The 18,378-nt window shown below is 55.3% G+C and carries 14 protein-coding genes and 1 pseudogene; 12 read left to right on the forward strand and 3 right to left on the reverse strand.

Annotated features, from left to right (window positions below):
- The 12 genes and pseudogenes from tuf to ACJ8IN_RS23700 form a co-directional block, all read left to right on the forward strand.
- Window positions 1-147: pseudogene (gene tuf / locus ACJ8IN_RS23645) on the forward strand (elongation factor Tu); the annotation flags it as partial.
- Between the two features lie 260 nt (window positions 148-407).
- A complete protein-coding gene (gene secE, locus ACJ8IN_RS23650) occupies window positions 408-791 on the forward strand; it encodes a preprotein translocase subunit SecE (protein ID WP_004929916.1) in 384 nt (127 codons plus the stop codon).
- A gap of 1 nt (window position 792) precedes the next feature.
- Window positions 793-1,338, forward strand: a complete 546-nt coding sequence (gene nusG, locus ACJ8IN_RS23655) for a transcription termination/antitermination protein NusG (RefSeq protein WP_004929914.1) — start codon at window positions 793-795, stop codon at window positions 1,336-1,338.
- Between the two features lie 165 nt (window positions 1,339-1,503).
- Window positions 1,504-1,932 (forward strand): 50S ribosomal protein L11, encoded by a 429-nt coding sequence (gene rplK / locus ACJ8IN_RS23660; RefSeq protein WP_015376316.1) that lies wholly within the window; start codon window positions 1,504-1,506, stop codon window positions 1,930-1,932.
- A gap of 3 nt (window positions 1,933-1,935) precedes the next feature.
- A complete protein-coding gene (rplA, locus tag ACJ8IN_RS23665; RefSeq protein WP_033636720.1) occupies window positions 1,936-2,640 on the forward strand; it encodes a 50S ribosomal protein L1 in 705 nt (234 codons plus the stop codon).
- 338 nt (window positions 2,641-2,978) lie between these two features.
- On the forward strand, window positions 2,979-3,476 hold the full coding sequence (rplJ, locus tag ACJ8IN_RS23670) for a 50S ribosomal protein L10 (protein WP_004929905.1): 498 nt from the start codon (window positions 2,979-2,981) through the stop codon (window positions 3,474-3,476).
- Window positions 3,477-3,539: 63 nt separating this feature from the next.
- Window positions 3,540-3,905, forward strand: a complete 366-nt coding sequence (gene rplL, locus ACJ8IN_RS23675; protein WP_004929903.1) for a 50S ribosomal protein L7/L12 — start codon at window positions 3,540-3,542, stop codon at window positions 3,903-3,905.
- 332 nt (window positions 3,906-4,237) lie between these two features.
- Window positions 4,238-8,266 (forward strand): DNA-directed RNA polymerase subunit beta, encoded by a 4,029-nt coding sequence (gene rpoB / locus ACJ8IN_RS23680; RefSeq protein ID WP_033636721.1) that lies wholly within the window; start codon window positions 4,238-4,240, stop codon window positions 8,264-8,266.
- A 118-nt stretch (window positions 8,267-8,384) separates the two neighbouring features.
- Window positions 8,385-12,608, forward strand: a complete 4,224-nt coding sequence (gene rpoC / locus ACJ8IN_RS23685; protein WP_038872909.1) for a DNA-directed RNA polymerase subunit beta' — start codon at window positions 8,385-8,387, stop codon at window positions 12,606-12,608.
- Window positions 12,609-12,775: 167 nt separating this feature from the next.
- Window positions 12,776-13,222, forward strand: coding sequence for a GNAT family N-acetyltransferase (locus tag ACJ8IN_RS23690; protein WP_047571700.1), 447 nt, complete (start codon window positions 12,776-12,778; stop codon window positions 13,220-13,222).
- The gene (locus tag ACJ8IN_RS23695) at window positions 13,222-13,686 is read left to right on the forward strand and encodes an oxidoreductase (protein ID WP_047569739.1); all 465 of its coding nucleotides are present in this window, start codon (window positions 13,222-13,224) and stop codon (window positions 13,684-13,686) included. The genes ACJ8IN_RS23690 and ACJ8IN_RS23695 overlap by 1 nt, the downstream gene beginning before the upstream one ends.
- Before the next feature lies 1 nt (window position 13,687).
- Complete coding sequence (locus ACJ8IN_RS23700) at window positions 13,688-14,962, forward strand: sensor histidine kinase (RefSeq protein ID WP_033636723.1); 1,275 nt, start codon at window positions 13,688-13,690, stop codon at window positions 14,960-14,962.
- Here the strand turns inward: ACJ8IN_RS23700 and ACJ8IN_RS23705 are convergent.
- The 3 genes from ACJ8IN_RS23705 to ACJ8IN_RS23715 form a co-directional block, all read right to left on the reverse strand.
- Complete coding sequence (locus ACJ8IN_RS23705) at window positions 14,948-15,727, reverse strand: helix-turn-helix domain-containing protein (RefSeq protein ID WP_033636724.1); 780 nt, start codon at window positions 15,725-15,727, stop codon at window positions 14,948-14,950. The two genes, ACJ8IN_RS23700 and ACJ8IN_RS23705, sit on opposite strands and share 15 nt — an antisense overlap.
- Before the next feature lie 737 nt (window positions 15,728-16,464).
- Entirely contained in the window at window positions 16,465-17,598 is a 1,134-nt protein-coding gene (thiH, locus tag ACJ8IN_RS23710) for a 2-iminoacetate synthase ThiH (RefSeq protein ID WP_047569735.1), read from the reverse strand.
- Window positions 17,598-18,377, reverse strand: a complete 780-nt coding sequence (locus ACJ8IN_RS23715) for a thiazole synthase (protein WP_047569733.1) — start codon at window positions 18,375-18,377, stop codon at window positions 17,598-17,600. Before ACJ8IN_RS23715 ends, thiH begins: the two co-directional genes overlap by 1 nt.
- Window position 18,378: the final 1 nt, after the last annotated feature.

An 18,378-nucleotide genomic window follows, 5' to 3' on the forward strand; every position in this document is an offset into this window, starting at 1 on the left:
GGCGTAGAGATGGTAATGCCAGGCGACAACGTGAACATGGTTGTAACCCTGATTCACCCAATCGCGATGGACGACGGTCTGCGTTTCGCAATCCGTGAAGGCGGCCGTACCGTTGGCGCAGGTGTTGTTGCTAAAGTTATCGCTTAATCGCTGATAAAGTTTGACGCGACACGCGGTAAAAGGGCATCATTTGATGCCCTTTTTCTACGCTGTGAACTAGAACCTATCTCATCAGCGATTTTGCAGTCATAATCATTGGTGAGATGGGCTCTTAAACCGTATTGACTGAAATACGTCATGGCGTAAAACACCGGGATAGCGCTGAAGCGGTATCCGATCGGTTTGGTTTGCCTCGCAATGCGAGGCAAAGTTGTTTGTTCTGAATCATCATTGTGACAGGTTGGTTTATGAGTGCGAATACCGAGGCTCAAGGGAGCGGACGCGGCCTGGAAGCGGCAAAGTGGCTGATCGTCGCCGTTCTGTTGGTTGTGGCTATTGTCGGTAACTATTACTACCGTGATTTAAGCCTGCCATTGCGCGCGCTGGCAGTTGTGCTGATCATCGCCGTTGCAGGTGCAGTGGCTCTGATGACCACCAAAGGCAAAGCCACCGTTGCGTTTGCCCGCGAAGCGCGTACCGAAGTACGTAAAGTGATTTGGCCAACTCGTCAGGAAACGCTACACACCACGTTGATCGTTGCCGCGGTAACCGCCGTGATGTCACTGATTCTGTGGGGGCTGGATGGTATTCTGGTCCGTCTGGTGTCGTTTATTACTGGCCTGAGGTTCTAAAATGTCTGAAGCTCCAAAAAAACGTTGGTACGTCGTTCAGGCGTTTTCCGGTTTTGAAGGTCGCGTAGCACAATCGCTGCGTGAACACATCAAACTGCACGATATGGAAGAGTTGTTCGGCGAAGTGATGGTGCCTACGGAAGAAGTGGTTGAAATCCGTGGCGGCCAACGTCGCAAGAGCGAGCGTAAATTCTTCCCTGGCTACGTGCTGGTGCAGATGGTGATGAATGACGCCAGCTGGCACCTGGTGCGCAGCGTACCGCGCGTCATGGGGTTCATCGGCGGTACGTCTGACCGTCCTGCGCCGATCAGCGATAAAGAAGTTGATGCGATCATGAACCGCCTGCAGCAGGTTGGTGACAAGCCGCGTCCGAAAACGCTGTTCGAACCGGGCGAGCTGGTGCGCGTCAACGACGGCCCGTTTGCCGATTTCAACGGTGTGGTCGAGGAAGTCGATTACGAGAAGAGCCGCCTGAAAGTTTCCGTTTCCATCTTTGGCCGTGCAACGCCGGTGGAACTGGACTTCAGCCAGGTTGAGAAAGGCTGATCGAATAATCAGCAACGAGTGGCCCGTAGCCGCTTGTCAAAGGCGCGAAATTGAACTACAATTTCGCGCCTTTTGTTTTTAGATGCCTTGCCTGATGCATGTTGGGCGGGGTGAAACACGGGGAGCCTCTTGCGAGGCGATACTACCCAAACCGAGGAAATTTAAATGGCTAAGAAAGTACAAGCCTACGTCAAGCTGCAAGTTGCAGCTGGTATGGCGAACCCGAGCCCACCAGTGGGTCCAGCTCTGGGTCAGCAGGGCGTTAACATCATGGAATTCTGTAAGGCATTCAACGCTAAGACTGACAGCGTTGAAAAAGGTCTGCCGATTCCGGTTGTTATCACCGTTTATTCTGATCGCTCCTTCACTTTCGTTACCAAAACCCCGCCAGCAGCAGTTCTGCTGAAAAAAGCGGCTGGTATCAAGTCTGGTTCCGGTAAGCCGAACAAAGACAAAGTAGGTAAAGTGACTCGTGCTCAGGTACGTGAAATCGCAGAAACCAAAGCTGCGGACATGACTGGTTCTGACGTTGAAGCGATGACTCGCTCCATCGAAGGTACCGCTCGTTCCATGGGCCTGGTAGTGGAGGATTAAGAGATGGCTAAGCTGACCAAGCGCATGCGCGTGATCCGTGACAAAGTTGATGCTACTAAACAGTATGACATCGCTGAAGCTGTTGCTCTGCTGAAAGAGCTGGCCACCGCTAAATTCGTAGAAAGCGTTGACGTTGCCGTTAACCTCGGCATCGACGCTCGTAAATCTGACCAAAACGTTCGTGGCGCTACCGTTCTGCCACACGGCACCGGTCGTTCCGTTCGCGTTGCCGTATTTGCCCAAGGCGCTAACGCTGAAGCAGCAAAAGCTGCTGGCGCAGAGCTGGTAGGTATGGACGATCTGGCTGACCAGATCAAGAAAGGCGAAATGAACTTCGACGTTGTTATTGCTTCCCCGGATGCAATGCGCGTTGTAGGTCAACTGGGCCAGATCCTGGGTCCACGCGGCCTGATGCCAAACCCGAAAGTGGGTACCGTTACTCCGAACGTTGCTGAAGCAGTGAAAAACGCTAAAGCAGGTCAGGTTCGCTACCGTAACGACAAAAACGGCATCATCCATACCACTATCGGTAAGGTTGATTTCGACGCAGACAAACTGAAAGAAAACCTGGAAGCCCTGCTGGTTGCGCTGAAAAAAGCAAAACCTTCTCAGGCGAAAGGCATGTACATCAAGAAAGTTAGCCTCTCCACCACCATGGGTGCTGGCGTTGCTATCGATCAGAGCGGTCTGTCTGCTGCAGCGAACTAATCGCATTTGCGATTATCGCTTTGACTTGGGGCCAAGATTTGTCTAGAATCTTATGCCCCAAGGTTTTGCTATTGGCTATGCCGTAGGCAAAACAAAGATTTTTCGGTTGGAGCCTGGCCTATCCAGGCCTCCGTCCAAGACCGCAGGTGTATCGCAAGATACTTAATCCTTCCTGCGTAGACGGTGACAGAGCCTAAGAAAATTTTTCTTTTTTATAAAAGAATGTCTTTGCTGGATTCTGCTCACCGTGTTAAGCCGCTCGGCGTGGCGTTTTACAAAGCGCCGAGTGAAGTGAGTTCCGGGGGATTTTCCCCGGCTAATCCAGGAGCAAAAAGCTAATGGCATTAAATCTTCAAGACAAACAAGCGATTGTTGCTGAAGTCAGCGAAGTAGCCAAAGGCGCGCTGTCTGCGGTTGTTGCGGATTCCCGCGGCGTTACCGTAGATAAAATGACTGAACTGCGTAAAGCAGGTCGTGAAGCTGGCGTTTACATGCGTGTTGTTCGCAACACCCTGATGCGTCGCGTAGTTGAAGGCACTCCATTCGAATGCCTGAAAGACACGTTTGTCGGTCCAACCTTGATTGCATTCTCTCACGAACACCCGGGCGCTGCTGCTCGTCTGTTCAAAGAGTTCGCGAAAGCGAATGCAAAATTCGAGGTTAAAGCTGCGGCCTTTGAAGGTGAGCTGATCCCAGCGGCGCAAATCGACCGCCTGGCGACGCTGCCAACTTACGAAGAAGCGATCGCACGCCTGATGGCAACCATGAAAGAAGCCGCTGCCGGCAAACTGGTTCGCACTCTGGCTGCAGTACGCGATCAGAAAGAAGCGGCGTAAGCCACTCTTTCTTAGCCTTTGCTAACGTATTTAAACTATTTCTGAATTTTAGGAACAATTGTTATGTCTATCACTAAAGACCAAATCCTGGAAGCAGTTGCCGCTATGTCCGTAATGGACGTTGTTGAACTGGTTTCCGCTATGGAAGAAAAATTCGGCGTTTCTGCTGCTGCTGCTGTAGCTGTAGCTGCTGGCCCGGCTGAAGCTGCTGAAGAGAAAACTGAATTCGACGTTATCCTGAAAGCTGCTGGCGCTAACAAAGTTGCTGTTATCAAAGCAGTACGTGGCGCTACCGGCCTGGGTCTGAAAGAAGCTAAAGACCTGGTTGAATCTGCTCCAGCCGCTCTGAAAGAAGGCGTGAGCAAAGATGACGCAGAAGCTCTGAAAAAATCTCTGGAAGAAGCTGGCGCTGAAGTTGAAGTTAAATAAGCCAACCTTTCCGGTTGCAGCCTAGTCTTTTAGGCTGATGGCTGGTGACTTTTTAGTCACCAGCCTTTTTGCGCTGTAGGGCGCCAGTAGCGTTTCACACTGTTTGGCTGCTGGTTTCGCCTCCCAATGTTTGTTTCTATTGACGACTTAATATACCGCGGTCTTTGCACTACCAGGAGTTCTGGGGGAAGACGCGATGAAATGGTTTAAGCGTGATAGCAAGAGACATTGCGGAAAGTGTTCCCGCTTTCCGGTCGACAAAACGGTGTTGCATGAACTGTCCCTAATCGGACGGACAGATTGGGTCACTGATCAGCGAGCTGAGGAACCCTATGGTTTACTCCTATACCGAGAAAAAACGTATTCGTAAGGATTTTGGTAAACGTCCACAAGTGCTGGACATACCATATCTCCTTTCTATCCAGCTTGACTCGTTCCAGAAGTTTATCGAGCAAGATCCAGAAGGGCAGTACGGCCTTGAAGCCGCATTCCGTTCTGTTTTCCCTATCCAGAGCTACAGTGGCAATTCGGAGCTGCAATACGTTAGCTACCGTCTTGGTGAGCCGGTCTTCGACGTCAAAGAGTGCCAGATCCGTGGTGTGACGTTCTCTGCACCGCTGCGCGTAAAACTGCGCCTGGTTATCTATGAGCGCGAAGCGCCTGAAGGTACGGTCAAAGACATCAAGGAACAAGAAGTCTACATGGGCGAAATTCCGCTCATGACCGAAAACGGCACCTTTGTGATCAACGGTACTGAGAGGGTTATCGTATCTCAGTTGCACCGTAGTCCTGGCGTATTCTTCGACAGCGATAAGGGCAAAACCCACTCCTCGGGTAAAGTGCTGTACAACGCACGCATCATCCCTTACCGCGGTTCATGGTTGGACTTCGAGTTCGATCCGAAGGACAACCTGTTCGTGCGTATTGACCGTCGCCGCAAACTGCCTGCGACCATCATTCTGCGCGCGCTGAACTACACCACTGAACAGATCCTCGACCTGTTCTTTGACAAGATCGTCTTCGAAATCCGTGACAACAAGCTGCAGATGGAGCTGGTGCCAGAGCGCCTGCGTGGTGAGACCGCTTCGTTCGACATCGAAGCCAACGGCAAGATCTACGTAGAGAAAGGCCGCCGCATCACCGCTCGTCATATCCGTCAGCTGGAAAAAGACGACATTCAGAGCATTGAAGTACCGGTAGAGTACATCGCGGGCAAAGTGGTCGCGAAAGACTATATCGATACCAATACCGGCGAACTGATCTGCGCAGCCAACATGGAGCTGTCGCTGGATCTGCTGGCCAAGCTGAGCCAGTCCGGCCACAAGCGCATCGAAACGCTGTTCACCAACGATCTGGATCACGGCGCGTATATCTCTGAAACGCTGCGCGTCGATCCGACCACCGATCGTCTGAGCTCGTTGGTAGAAATCTACCGCATGATGCGCCCTGGTGAGCCGCCAACGCGCGAAGCTGCCGAAAGCCTGTTCGAGAACCTGTTCTTCTCCGAAGACCGCTACGATCTGTCCGCGGTTGGCCGTATGAAGTTCAACCGTTCTCTGCTGCGCGACGAGATCGAAGGTTCGGGCATCCTGAGCAAAGACGACATCATCGAAGTGATGAAGAAGCTCATCGATATCCGTAACGGCAAGGGCGAAGTGGACGATATCGACCACTTGGGCAACCGTCGTATCCGTTCCGTCGGCGAGATGGCCGAGAACCAGTTCCGCGTAGGTCTGGTGCGTGTTGAGCGTGCGGTGAAAGAGCGTCTGTCTCTGGGCGATCTGGATACCCTGATGCCTCAGGACATGATCAACGCCAAGCCGATTTCGGCGGCGGTGAAAGAGTTCTTCGGCTCCAGCCAGCTGTCCCAGTTCATGGACCAGAACAACCCGCTGTCCGAGATCACGCACAAGCGTCGTATCTCCGCACTGGGCCCGGGCGGTCTGACTCGTGAGCGCGCCGGCTTTGAAGTTCGAGACGTACACCCGACCCACTACGGCCGCGTGTGCCCAATCGAAACGCCGGAAGGTCCAAACATCGGTCTGATCAACTCCCTGTCCGTGTACGCACAGACTAACGAGTATGGCTTCCTGGAAACCCCGTACCGCCGCGTGCGTGACGGCGTGGTGACCGATGAAATCAACTACCTGTCTGCTATTGAAGAAGGCAACTTCGTTATCGCCCAGGCGAACTCCAACCTGGATGAAGAAGGCCGCTTCGTAGAAGACCTGGTCACCTGCCGCAGCAAAGGCGAATCAAGCCTGTTCAGCCGCGACCAGGTTGACTACATGGACGTATCCACCCAGCAGGTTGTTTCCGTTGGTGCTTCACTGATTCCATTCCTGGAACACGATGACGCCAACCGTGCATTGATGGGTGCGAACATGCAACGTCAGGCCGTACCTACCCTGCGCGCTGACAAGCCGCTGGTTGGTACCGGTATGGAACGCGCCGTAGCGGTTGACTCCGGCGTAACCGCCGTTGCCAAACGCGGCGGTGTTATCCAGTACGTGGATGCTTCCCGTATCGTTATCAAAGTTAACGAAGACGAGATGTACCCGGGCGAAGCAGGTATCGATATTTACAACCTGACCAAGTACACCCGTTCTAACCAGAACACCTGCATCAACCAGATGCCGTGTGTGAATCTGGGTGAGCCAATCGAGCGCGGCGACGTGCTGGCGGATGGCCCATCGACAGACCTGGGCGAACTGGCACTGGGCCAGAACATGCGCGTAGCGTTCATGCCTTGGAACGGCTACAACTTCGAAGACTCCATCTTGGTCTCCGAGCGCGTGGTGCAGGAAGATCGCTTCACCACCATCCACATCCAGGAACTGGCGTGCGTGTCTCGCGACACCAAGCTGGGGCCTGAAGAGATCACTGCCGACATCCCTAACGTGGGTGAAGCTGCGCTCTCCAAGCTGGATGAATCCGGTATCGTGTATATCGGTGCTGAAGTGACCGGCGGTGACATTCTGGTCGGTAAGGTAACGCCTAAAGGCGAAACCCAGCTGACGCCGGAAGAGAAACTGCTGCGTGCGATCTTCGGTGAGAAAGCGTCTGACGTTAAAGACTCTTCTCTGCGTGTACCGAACGGCGTTTCCGGTACGGTTATCGATGTGCAGGTCTTCACCCGCGATGGCGTGGAAAAAGACAAGCGCGCGTTGGAAATCGAAGAGATGCAGCTGAAGCAGGCGAAGAAAGACCTGACTGAAGAACTGCAGATCCTGGAAGCCGGCCTGTTTGCGCGTATCCACGCGGTGCTGGTTGCCGGTGGCATCGAAGCCGACAAGCTGAGCAAGCTGCCGCGCGATCGCTGGCTGGAACTGGGCCTGACCGACGAAGAGAAGCAAAACCAGCTGGAGCAGCTGGCTGAGCAGTACGACGAACTGAAATCCGACTTCGAGAAGAAGCTGGAAGCCAAGCGTCGTAAGATCACTCAGGGCGACGATCTGGCGCCGGGCGTGCTGAAAATCGTCAAGGTTTATCTGGCCGTTAAACGTCAGATCCAACCGGGTGACAAGATGGCGGGCCGCCACGGTAACAAGGGTGTTATCTCCAAGATCAACCCGATCGAAGATATGCCTTACGATGAAAACGGCACGCCGGTAGACATCGTACTGAACCCGCTGGGCGTACCATCACGTATGAACATCGGTCAGATCCTGGAAACCCACCTGGGTATGGCTGCGAAAGGCATCGGTGAGAAGATCAACCAAATGCTGAAGCAGCAGCAGGAAGTGGCCAAGCTGCGTGAGTTCATCCAGAAGGCCTACGATCTGGGCGACGACGTTTGCCAGAAAGTTGACCTGAACACCTTCAGCGACGACGAAGTGCTGCGTCTGGCAGAGAACCTGAAAAAAGGTATGCCGATCGCAACGCCGGTGTTTGACGGTGCGAAAGAGACTGAAATCAAGCAACTGCTGGAAATGGGCGGTATCCCGACCTCCGGTCAGATCACGCTGTTCGATGGCCGTACCGGTGAGCAATTCGAGCGCCAGGTTACTGTCGGCTATATGTACATGCTGAAACTGAACCACTTGGTTGACGATAAAATGCACGCCCGTTCAACCGGTTCTTACAGCTTGGTGACTCAGCAACCTCTGGGTGGTAAAGCGCAGTTCGGTGGTCAACGCTTCGGTGAGATGGAAGTGTGGGCACTGGAAGCATACGGCGCGGCTTATACCCTGCAGGAAATGCTCACCGTTAAGTCGGATGACGTTAACGGCCGTACCAAGATGTACAAAAACATCGTGGATGGCGACCACCGGATGGAGCCAGGCATGCCGGAATCCTTCAACGTACTGTTGAAAGAAATCCGCTCGCTCGGCATCAACATCGAACTGGAAGACGAGTAATCGTCATACCGGCTCAGGCTCCCCGCCTAAGGGAGCCTGAGGGTGGTTGTTCAGGTCACACGGGTACCTACTGCGGTTGTGGGTACCCAACAGGTTTAACTCCGACAGGAGCCAATCCGTGAAAGACTTATTGAAGTTTCTGAAAGCGCAAACTAAGACCGAAGAGTTTGATGCGATCAAGATTGCTCTGGCCTCGCCAGACATGATCCGTTCGTGGTCGTTCGGTGAAGTTAAGAAGCCGGAAACCATTAACTACCGTACGTTCAAACCAGAGCGTGACGGCCTTTTCTGCGCCCGTATCTTCGGGCCGGTAAAAGATTACGAGTGCCTGTGCGGTAAGTACAAGCGCTTGAAACACCGCGGCGTGATCTGTGAGAAGTGCGGCGTTGAAGTGACCCAGACCAAAGTGCGTCGTGAGCGCATGGGCCACATCGAGCTGGCTTCGCCGACCGCGCACATCTGGTTCCTGAAATCGCTGCCATCCCGCATCGGTTTGCTGCTGGATATGCCGCTGCGTGACATCGAACGCGTACTGTACTTCGAATCCTATGTGGTGGTCGAAGGCGGTATGACCAACCTCGAACGTCGTCAGATCCTGACCGAAGAGCAGTATCTGGACGCGTTGGAAGAGTTCGGTGACGAATTCGACGCCAAGATGGGTGCGGAAGCTATTCAGGCCCTGTTGAAAAACATGGATCTGGAAGCCGAGTGCGAGCAGCTGCGTGAAGAGCTGAACGAAACCAACTCCGAAACCAAGCGCAAGAAGCTGACCAAGCGTATCAAGCTGCTGGAAGCGTTCGTGCAGTCCGGTAACAAACCGGAGTGGATGATCCTGACCGTGCTGCCGGTACTGCCGCCGGATCTGCGTCCTCTGGTTCCGCTGGATGGCGGTCGTTTCGCGACCTCGGATCTGAACGATCTGTACCGCCGCGTGATCAACCGTAACAACCGTCTGAAACGCCTGCTGGATCTGGCTGCGCCGGACATCATCGTGCGCAACGAAAAGCGTATGCTGCAAGAAGCGGTAGACGCCCTGCTGGATAACGGCCGTCGCGGTCGTGCCATCACCGGTTCCAACAAGCGTCCTCTGAAATCTTTGGCCGATATGATCAAAGGTAAGCAGGGTCGTTTCCGTCAGAACCTGCTCGGTAAACGCGTTGACTACTCCGGCCGTTCCGTAATCACCGTAGGTCCATACCTGCGTCTGCATCAGTGCGGTCTGCCTAAAAAGATGGCGCTGGAGCTGTTCAAACCGTTCATCTACGGCAAGTTGGAGCTGCGTGGCCTGGCCACCACCATCAAAGCCGCCAAGAAAATGGTTGAGCGTGAAGAAGCCGTCGTTTGGGATATCCTGGACGAAGTGATCCGCGAACACCCGGTACTGCTGAACCGTGCACCAACCCTGCACCGTTTGGGTATCCAGGCGTTTGAACCGGTTCTGATCGAAGGTAAAGCGATCCAGCTGCACCCGCTGGTTTGTGCGGCCTATAACGCCGACTTCGATGGTGACCAGATGGCCGTTCACGTACCGCTGACGCTGGAAGCCCAGCTGGAAGCGCGTGCGCTGATGATGTCCACCAACAACATCCTGTCCCCTGCGAACGGCGAGCCAATCATCGTTCCTTCTCAGGACGTTGTACTGGGTCTGTACTACATGACCCGCGACTGTGTTAACGCCAAGGGCGAAGGCATGGTGCTGAACGGTTCCAAAGAAGCTGAGCGTGTTTACCGCGCCGGCCTGGCGTCTCTGCATGCGCGCGTTAAAGTGCGTATCACCGAAGACGTCAAAAACGCCGAAGGCGAATGGACTTCTCAGACCAGCATCATCGACACCACCATCGGCCGCGCCATCCTGTGGATGATCGTACCGAAAGGTCTGCCGTACTCGATCGTTAACCAGCCTTTGGGCAAGAAAGCGATCTCCAAGATGCTGAACACCTGTTACCGCATCCTGGGCCTGAAGCCGACCGTTATCTTTGCTGACCAGATCATGTACACCGGTTTTGCTTACGCAGCCCGTTCCGGCGCTTCCGTAGGTATCGACGACATGGTTATCCCGGCCAAGAAAGCGGAGATCATCGAAGAAGCGGAAACCGAAGTTGCCGAGATCCAGGAGCAGTTCCAGTCTGGTCTGGTTACCGCCGGCGAACGCTACAACAAAGTGATCGATATCTGGGCTGCAGCGAACGAACGCGTTGCGAAAGCGATGATGGAAAACCTGTCGGTAGAAGACGTGGTTAACCGTGACGGCGAAGTGGAACAGCAAGTTTCCTTCAACAGCATCTTTATGATGGCCGACTCCGGTGCGCGTGGTTCCGCCGCTCAGATTCGTCAGCTGGCCGGTATGCGTGGTCTGATGGCGAAGCCGGACGGCTCCATCATCGAAACGCCAATCACCGCGAACTTCCGTGAAGGTCTGAACGTACTCCAGTACTTCATCTCCACCCACGGTGCTCGTAAAGGTCTGGCGGATACCGCACTGAAAACCGCGAACTCCGGTTATCTGACCCGTCGTCTGGTTGACGTGGCGCAGGATCTGGTTGTGACCGAAGACGACTGTGGCACCCACGACGGCATCCTGATGACTCCGGTTATCGAAGGTGGCGACGTGAAAGAGCCGCTGCGTGAACGCGTTCTGGGCCGTGTGACGGCAGAAGACGTCCTCAAGCCGGGTACGGCGGACATTCTGGTGCCACGCAACACCCTGCTGAACGAGAAGGCGTGTGACCTGTTGGAAGAGAACTCTGTCGACAGCGTTAAAGTCCGTTCCGTGGTGAGCTGTGAAACCGACTTTGGTGTGTGTGCAAACTGCTACGGTCGCGACCTGGCACGTGGCCACATCATCAACAAAGGTGAAGCCATCGGCGTTATCGCGGCACAGTCCATCGGTGAGCCGGGTACACAGCTGACGATGCGTACGTTCCACATCGGTGGTGCGGCATCTCGTGCGGCTGCTGAATCCAGCATCCAGGTGAAAAACAAGGGTAGCATCAAGCTGAGCAACGCGAAGTTCGTTATGAACGCCGCGGGCAAGCTGGTGATCACCTCGCGTAACACCGAACTGAAACTGATCGACGAATTCGGCCGTACCAAAGAAAGCTACAAGGTGCCTTACGGTGCCGTGATGGGCAAAGGCGACGGTGAAGAAGTTAACGGCGGCGAAACCGTTGCTAACTGGGATCCGCACACCATGCCGGTCATCAGTGAAGTCAGCGGCTTCATTCGCTTCGCGGACATGGTCGACGGCCAGACCATTACTCGCCAGACCGACGAACTGACCGGTTTGTCTTCTCTGGTAGTTCTGGACAGCGCAGAGCGTACCGGTAGCGGTAAAGACCTGCGTCCGGCACTGAAAATCGTTGACGCTCAGGGCGAAGACGTATTGATCCCAGGCACCGATATGCCTGCTCAATACTTCCTGCCGGGCAAAGCGATCGTTCAGCTGGAAGACGGCATTCAGATCGGTGCGGGTGATACCCTGGCGCGTATTCCTCAGGAATCCGGCGGTACCAAGGATATTACCGGTGGTCTGCCGCGCGTTGCCGACCTGTTCGAAGCACGTCGTCCGAAAGAGCCGGCAATCCTGGCTGAAATCAGCGGGATTATCTCGTTCGGTAAAGAGACCAAAGGCAAACGTCGCCTGGTGATCTCTCCGCTGGACGGCAGCGACGCTTACGAAGAGATGATTCCGAAATGGCGTCAGCTTAACGTGTTCGAAGGCGAAGTGGTGGAACGTGGCGACGTCGTTTCCGACGGCCCAGAGTCTCCGCACGACATTCTGCGTCTGCGTGGCGTGCATGCGGTTACCCGCTACATCACCAACGAAGTGCAGGAAGTTTACCGTCTGCAAGGCGTTAAGATTAACGATAAGCACATCGAAGTTATCGTTCGTCAGATGCTGCGTAAAGGCACTATCGTTAGCGCTGGTGGCTCCGAGTTCCTGGAAGGCGAGCAGGCTGAAGTGTCTCGCGTCAAGATTGCCAACCGTCAGCTGGAAGCTGAAGGTAAGATCCCGGCAACCTTCTCGCGCGATCTGCTGGGTATCACCAAGGCTTCCTTGGCGACCGAGTCCTTCATCTCCGCTGCATCGTTCCAGGAAACGACGCGCGTTCTGACCGAAGCTGCCGTAGCCGGCAAGCGTGATGAACTGCGTGGCCTGAAAGAGAACGTCATCGTGGGCCGTCTGATCCCAGCCGGTACCGGTTACGCTTATCATCAGGATCGCATGCGTCGCCGTGCTCAGGGTGAAGCGCCGGTTGTTCCGCAAGTCAGCGCGGAAGAAGCGACGGCTAACCTGGCCGAGCTGCTCAACGCAGGCCTGGGCGGCAGCGACGACGAGTAATCGTCATCCGCGCCGCGGGCCTGGCATGCCGGGCCCATCGCCAGATAAACCGCTCCCTCGGGGGCGGTTTTTTTTCGCCTCATGCCGGGGCAGAGCAAACTTTGCTACTATGGTTACAGCAGAAATTGACCGGCGCTTTTTACCTGACAACCAAGGACAGTGCGAACATGGACAGCCTCATTACCTTCGAAAAATTGACGGCGCAACACCTGCCTTACCTGTATGAGATCCGCTTTTCCGTTGAGGAAAACCTGCTGCATCCGCATCAGATCCAGTATCTGCAGCGCAAACAGGCGCTGGAGGACATCAACCAGGGCGGCGGCTGGATCTGCAAGCATGGCGACGACTATGCCGGCGTTGGCTTCGGGTTATTCATCCCTGAACCGCTGATCGGCGGCCTGTTCGTGAAGCCGGAATACCAGTCGAAGGGGATCGGCTCCGCCTTGCTGGCACGGATCACTCACTGGATGTTTGAGCATGGTGCCGAAGCGATCCACTTAACCACCGATCCCGGCTCCAAAGCCGAAGGATTTTATCAATATAACGGTTGGGCCGTGGTCGGGCAGGATGAATTCGGCCAGGTCGAACTGGTGAAACGCCAAGAGGGTGACTGATGAAAATCAATGGATTGATGACGTTACTGCTGCTTTCGCTGTTCAGCGCGCCGCTGTATGCGGCCGTTGACTACTTTTACCTGAAGCCGCTCGACGGCGAGAAGATCAAGATAACCCGGCAGATGCTGGAGGCGATGCCGTCGCACACGATTAAAACCTCGACCAATTTCACCCCGGAAGATACGTTCACCGGCGTTGAGTTTGCGGAGCTGGTGAAAGCCTATCATCTGAAAGGCCAGTCGGTGCGCGCTTTCGCCTGGGATGATTACTCCTATTCGATGCCGATTGACGAGATGACTAAATACCGCGTGATCGTCGCCTATCAGCGCGGCGGCAAGCCGATCGACGTGGGGGAACTGGGGCCGTTCGCCATTATTTATCCGCGCGATAGCTACGCCGAGCTGAATAACCTGGATGTGAACGCGAAAACCGTCTGGCAAGTTAAACGGTTGGAGCTGAAATAAGATGAGCAAAAAACTGATCGGTACTCTTATCGCGTTGGTTGCCATCTTCTCCTTATTGATTTTGTTGATTGCCATTAACTTCGGCGGCGTAAAAGAACGCTATAAGCAGATCGAGCCCAATCTGGACAACTACTCGGTGGCCGAGATCCTCTTTCTGGCGTTTGAAAGAACCAAAACCGCGCTGCTGCTCAGTGAAAATAACGACTACGACGCCTTCCAGATCAAAAAGAAAATCTTCTACTCGAAGATTCAGATCCTGGAGAGCCGTTCTACCTTCAGCGACTCTTTTTATTACGACGACGAGTTCATCAAGAATGTTGCGCTGTTGAAGCAGCAGTACCGCACGTTGGACGATCTCTCCGCCGGCTTGCTGGTGGGGCAGAAAAACAAGGCGGACATTCTCTCTTATATGGATGATATCGAGGGCACGCTGGTCGATATCCAGGAAATTATTTATCGGATACAGATTAAAAACTTTACCGAAGTGAAAGGCATCATCCAGGAGAATTCGAGTAAAGCCGAGATGTTCGCCCTCTTTTCGTTGATTTTGGTGTTTCTGATGATGTTCCTGGTGCTGAGAAATGCCTTCTCGTTAAAAGAGATCATCAAGAACAAGAACATCTTTATCTCTTCCATCTACCACGAGATCGCCGGCTCGACTCAGGCCATCGTCATTGCCGCGGATATCATGGAGCACGAGCTGGCGCAGGAAGAGTTGAAAAAAGAAGCCCGCCTGATCTCCTATCACGGCAATAAGATCGCCGAACAAACGCGCGAGGTAATGGATTATTCGCGGCTTGAGATGGGGGAAGTCAAAATCAATATTTCCACCTTCCGGCTGAATGAGGTGGTGGACGATGCCGTAACCGGCATCGGCGCCGGGCGCGGCAATCGCCTCGTGATTCACCGTTCGTCTTATGCCGGGCTGATTGGTTCTGATAAATACAAGCTCTACCGAATATTGGCCAACCTGCTCAGCAACGCGGACAAATTTACCCACCGCGGCGCGATAACCCTTAACGTGAAGGTATGTCACGGCAATCTGTATTTGCGGGTAAAAGACACCGGCATCGGGTTTAACGTCAAAAATCTGGATCGGTTGTATAAGGCGTTCAATCAGGGGGTGGAAAGGGAAACGCGGCAGGGGTTGGGGCTGGGGCTGACCATTATCAAAAATTACGTCACGACGATGAAAGGTACCATTAAAGCCAAATCCGTCGAAGGGGTGGGCTCATCGTTTTTGATCCGCATCCCGGTCAAACTAATTAAAGAATAGGTTCGACAGCAGCAGCGAGGAGATAATCAGCGGCTTGGTCGGTTTTTCCACCAGATGTACGTCATAGTGCAGGATCATATCGCCGATGTTTTTCTCGTAGTGATTCAGCTGGCCGGTCAGAATGATGATGCGGGCGTGCGGATCGAGGGCGTCTTTAATTTTCTTCACGACGCGTTCGGAGGTCTCGCCGAAATCCAACAGCCAGTCCAGAATAAACGCCTCAAAGGACTGCTGTTCCAGCGCGGCCAGCATGGCGTCCGCCGTCTGAAAGGTCTCAGTCTCGATGCCGTATCGGCTGGCGATCTTCTTCAACAGTTCGAGAATATCCCCATCATTGTCCAGGATCGCGATACGCGGGGCCGGCAGAAAGTCTATCTTGTTGACTTTGTACAGCGGAGCCTCGGCGGCATGTTCCCGATTGGTGTTGATGATGAAAAGATCGTCTTTTTTGCAGGCGTAGGTTTCGTCGTTGTCCGCTTGCGTGACCGGGCGCTCGTCAACCTCAATATTGCAGCGCTTGTGAATGCTGTTCATGATAAAGACGGCGTTATGCGTCCTTTGGCCGGCAAACGGCTCGTTGAAGTACTGAAATACCTTTTTGACTTCATCGAGGGTGATGCCTCTTTTGCCATCCAGCTTCTGTTTGGCGCTGTTGTACTGAAGGTTCAGTATGTTGGCCATCGTGGAGGCATGCTTTCTGTCGCCAACTCCTTTCAGAGTGAGCAACGCGCTGATTGCATCGATGTAATTTGGCGTTTTCTTCATGACAACCTTGGCTTTTTTTGATGTTGACCGCGAGCGCTGAAAAACCTGCGCGAGGACCCGTGCTGGATTATAGATGATGACTGGGGGTTGCAGCGATATCAGTTTGATTTTGCTTGTCAAACTCAAAATACACTCGGTGCTAAATAAAAAAACACTCAAAAGACATTCACATTTAATCGTTTGTATGGTTAATTAGCGCACATACTGTGTGATTCGCGTCCTGGGGGGGTGCCAGTCTCACAAAATAAACCGCCTGCTCTTGTCCGTAAGCAGGGAGCAGGCGGCAAAAAGATCCGCGGCCAACACCAGGGCCAATGGCAGCACCGGGGATGACCACTCGAATCTCTCTTCGTCGCTGTACCTTCTTATCCTCGTTCCCACTTTTCTGCCGCCACAGCGCTCTATGAGTATCACTCCTGAGTGAGTGCCGCACATCGTTATGCCATCTTTCTGACTGCCCATTAGCCGACAAGGCAATCTGCCCGTACGCCCTTACCGGCCGCGATACGCCATATGCGCGTTGCCGCGGACGAGGGCCCGGCGTCGCGCAAGAGAAGCTCCGGCGCGATCCGGGATGGGATAAGGCGGGGCCATCGAGAGGGTGACGGCCCCGGCCGACGCCGGGTTTGGCGGTCGGCAAGGTCACTATAGCCGGGGAGGTTACCGGCGCCAGCGCCGGCGTTCGGCATTGCGCGGCCGCTCCAGCGTTTTCTTCACGCGGCGGTAAACGTTGCCGCTTATTGCGTGCTGCGTCCCAGATAACCGTCCCAGTCTTTCCACACCGGCTGCAGCCCGGCGTTGCTGATGGCCTCGGCGACCTGCTGTGGCGTGCGGCCGTCGTGCGGCTCGAACTGTTCCAACTCCGGCGGCACGTCGTCGGCATAGCCGCCGGGCTGCGTCTTGGATCCGGCGCTGACGCTGTTGATCGCCACCGGGATCATGTGATCGCGGAAGTACGGCGATTCACGCGTAGACAGCGACAGCTCAACGTCCGGCGCGAACAGCCGGAAGGCGCAGATCAGCTGCACCAACTGAGGCTCGCTCATGATCGACGCCGGCTCAATGCCGCCGGCGCAGGGGCGCAGACGCGGGAACGAGATCGAGTAGCGGCTCTGCCAGTAGGTTTGCTGCAGGTAGAACAGATGTTCCGCCAGCAGGTAGCAGTCGGTGCGCCAGCTGTTGGACAGGCCGATCAACGCGCCGAGGCCGATCTTGTCGATCCCGGCGCGCCCCAGGCGATCCGGCGTGGCCAGGCGCCAATGAAAATCCTGCTTCTGCCCGCGCAGATGGTGCTGCAGATAGGTGGCCGGATGGTAGGTTTCCTGATACACCAGCACGCCGTCCAGGCCCAGCGCTTTCAGTTCGGCGTACTCGTCCTGCGCCAGCGGCTGCACTTCCATCATCAGCGAGCTGAAGTGGCGGCGGATCGCCGGAATGTGCTGACGGAAATAGTCCATGCCAACCTTGCTCTGATGTTCGCCGGTGACCAGCAACAGGTGATCGAACCCCAGCGCCTTGATGGCTTCGCACTCGCGTGCGATCTCCGCCGCGTCCAGCGTTTTGCGCTTGATGCGGTTGCTCATCGAAAAGCCGCAATAGGTGCAGTCGTTGGCGCACAGGTTAGAAAGATACAGCGGCACATAGAAGCTGACGACGTTGCCGAAGCGCTGACGGGTCAGCTGCTGCGCGCGCTGCGCCAGCGGTTCCAGATACGGCGCGGCGGCGGGGGAGATCAGCGCCATAAAGTCGTCGCGCGTCAGCTTGTCGGCGTTCAACGCGCGTTCCACGTCGCGTGCGGTTTTGCCGTTGATGCGCAGCGTAATGTCGTCCCAATCCAGCTGTTGCCAGCGGCTACTGAAATCGTCGCCCATCACTGCGCCTCCTCTGGTTGGCTGAGGAAGGCGGTCAGCGGGCTGGAGGCGGCCGCATCGCGCTGGCTGGCACCCAATCCGGCGCTGCACGCCAGCTCGCCGGCCTCCAGCGCCAGGCGAAACGCCCGTGCCATTTGCACCGGGTCGCGCGCCACGGCGATGGCGGTATTCACCAGCACCGCGTCGGCGCCCAGCTCCATCGCTTCCAGCGCGTGGCTCGGCGCGCCGATGCCGGCGTCGATCACCACCGGCACCTTGGCCTGCTCGATGATGATCTCGAGGAAGTCACGGGTGCGCAGACCGCGGTTGGAGCCGATAGGGGCGCCGAGCGGCATCACCGCCGCGCAACCCACCTCTTCCAGCCGTTTGCACAGCACCGGATCGGCACCGCAGTAGGGCAGCACCACAAAACCGTCTTTCACCAGCGTTTCCGCCGCCTTCAACGTTTCTATCGGATCCGGCAGCAGGTATTTCACATCGGGATGGATCTCCAGCTTCACCCAGTGGGTGCCGAGCGCTTCGCGCGCCAGCCGGGCGGCGAACACCGCTTCGGCGGCCGTTTTGGCGCCGGAGGTGTTGGGCAATAGCCTTACGCCCAGCTGCTGCAGCGGCGCCAAAATGGCGTCGTTGCCGCCGCGCAGATCGACGCGCTTCATGGCCATGGTCACCAGCTGTGAGCCGGAGGCCGCCAGTGCCTCCAGCATCAACGCCGGGGTGGCGAACTTGCCGGTGCCGGTGAACAGGCGCGAGGTAAAAGTGGTATCGGCGATTTTCAGCATG

The organism is Serratia sp. CY31944 (assembly GCF_052169175.1).
Classification (GTDB): domain Bacteria; phylum Pseudomonadota; class Gammaproteobacteria; order Enterobacterales; family Enterobacteriaceae; genus Serratia; species Serratia sarumanii.

Coding starts and splice junctions, on each gene's coding strand:
- rpoB (WP_033636721.1), top strand. CDS start 4,238: ATGGTTTACTCCTATACCGAGAAAAAACGTATTCGTAAGGATTTTGGT.
- ACJ8IN_RS23700 (WP_033636723.1), top strand. CDS start 13,688: ATGAGCAAAAAACTGATCGGTACTCTTATCGCGTTGGTTGCCATCTTC.
- ACJ8IN_RS23715 (WP_047569733.1), bottom strand. CDS start 18,377: ATGCTGAAAATCGCCGATACCACTTTTACCTCGCGCCTGTTCACCGGC.
- rplA (WP_033636720.1), top strand. CDS start 1,936: ATGGCTAAGCTGACCAAGCGCATGCGCGTGATCCGTGACAAAGTTGAT.
- rplK (WP_015376316.1), top strand. CDS start 1,504: ATGGCTAAGAAAGTACAAGCCTACGTCAAGCTGCAAGTTGCAGCTGGT.
- thiH (WP_047569735.1), bottom strand. CDS start 17,598: ATGGGCGACGATTTCAGTAGCCGCTGGCAACAGCTGGATTGGGACGAC.
- ACJ8IN_RS23690 (WP_047571700.1), top strand. CDS start 12,776: ATGGACAGCCTCATTACCTTCGAAAAATTGACGGCGCAACACCTGCCT.
- rplL (WP_004929903.1), top strand. CDS start 3,540: ATGTCTATCACTAAAGACCAAATCCTGGAAGCAGTTGCCGCTATGTCC.
- ACJ8IN_RS23695 (WP_047569739.1), top strand. CDS start 13,222: ATGAAAATCAATGGATTGATGACGTTACTGCTGCTTTCGCTGTTCAGC.
- rplJ (WP_004929905.1), top strand. CDS start 2,979: ATGGCATTAAATCTTCAAGACAAACAAGCGATTGTTGCTGAAGTCAGC.
- nusG (WP_004929914.1), top strand. CDS start 793: ATGTCTGAAGCTCCAAAAAAACGTTGGTACGTCGTTCAGGCGTTTTCC.
- ACJ8IN_RS23705 (WP_033636724.1), bottom strand. CDS start 15,727: ATGAAGAAAACGCCAAATTACATCGATGCAATCAGCGCGTTGCTCACT.
- secE (WP_004929916.1), top strand. CDS start 408: ATGAGTGCGAATACCGAGGCTCAAGGGAGCGGACGCGGCCTGGAAGCG.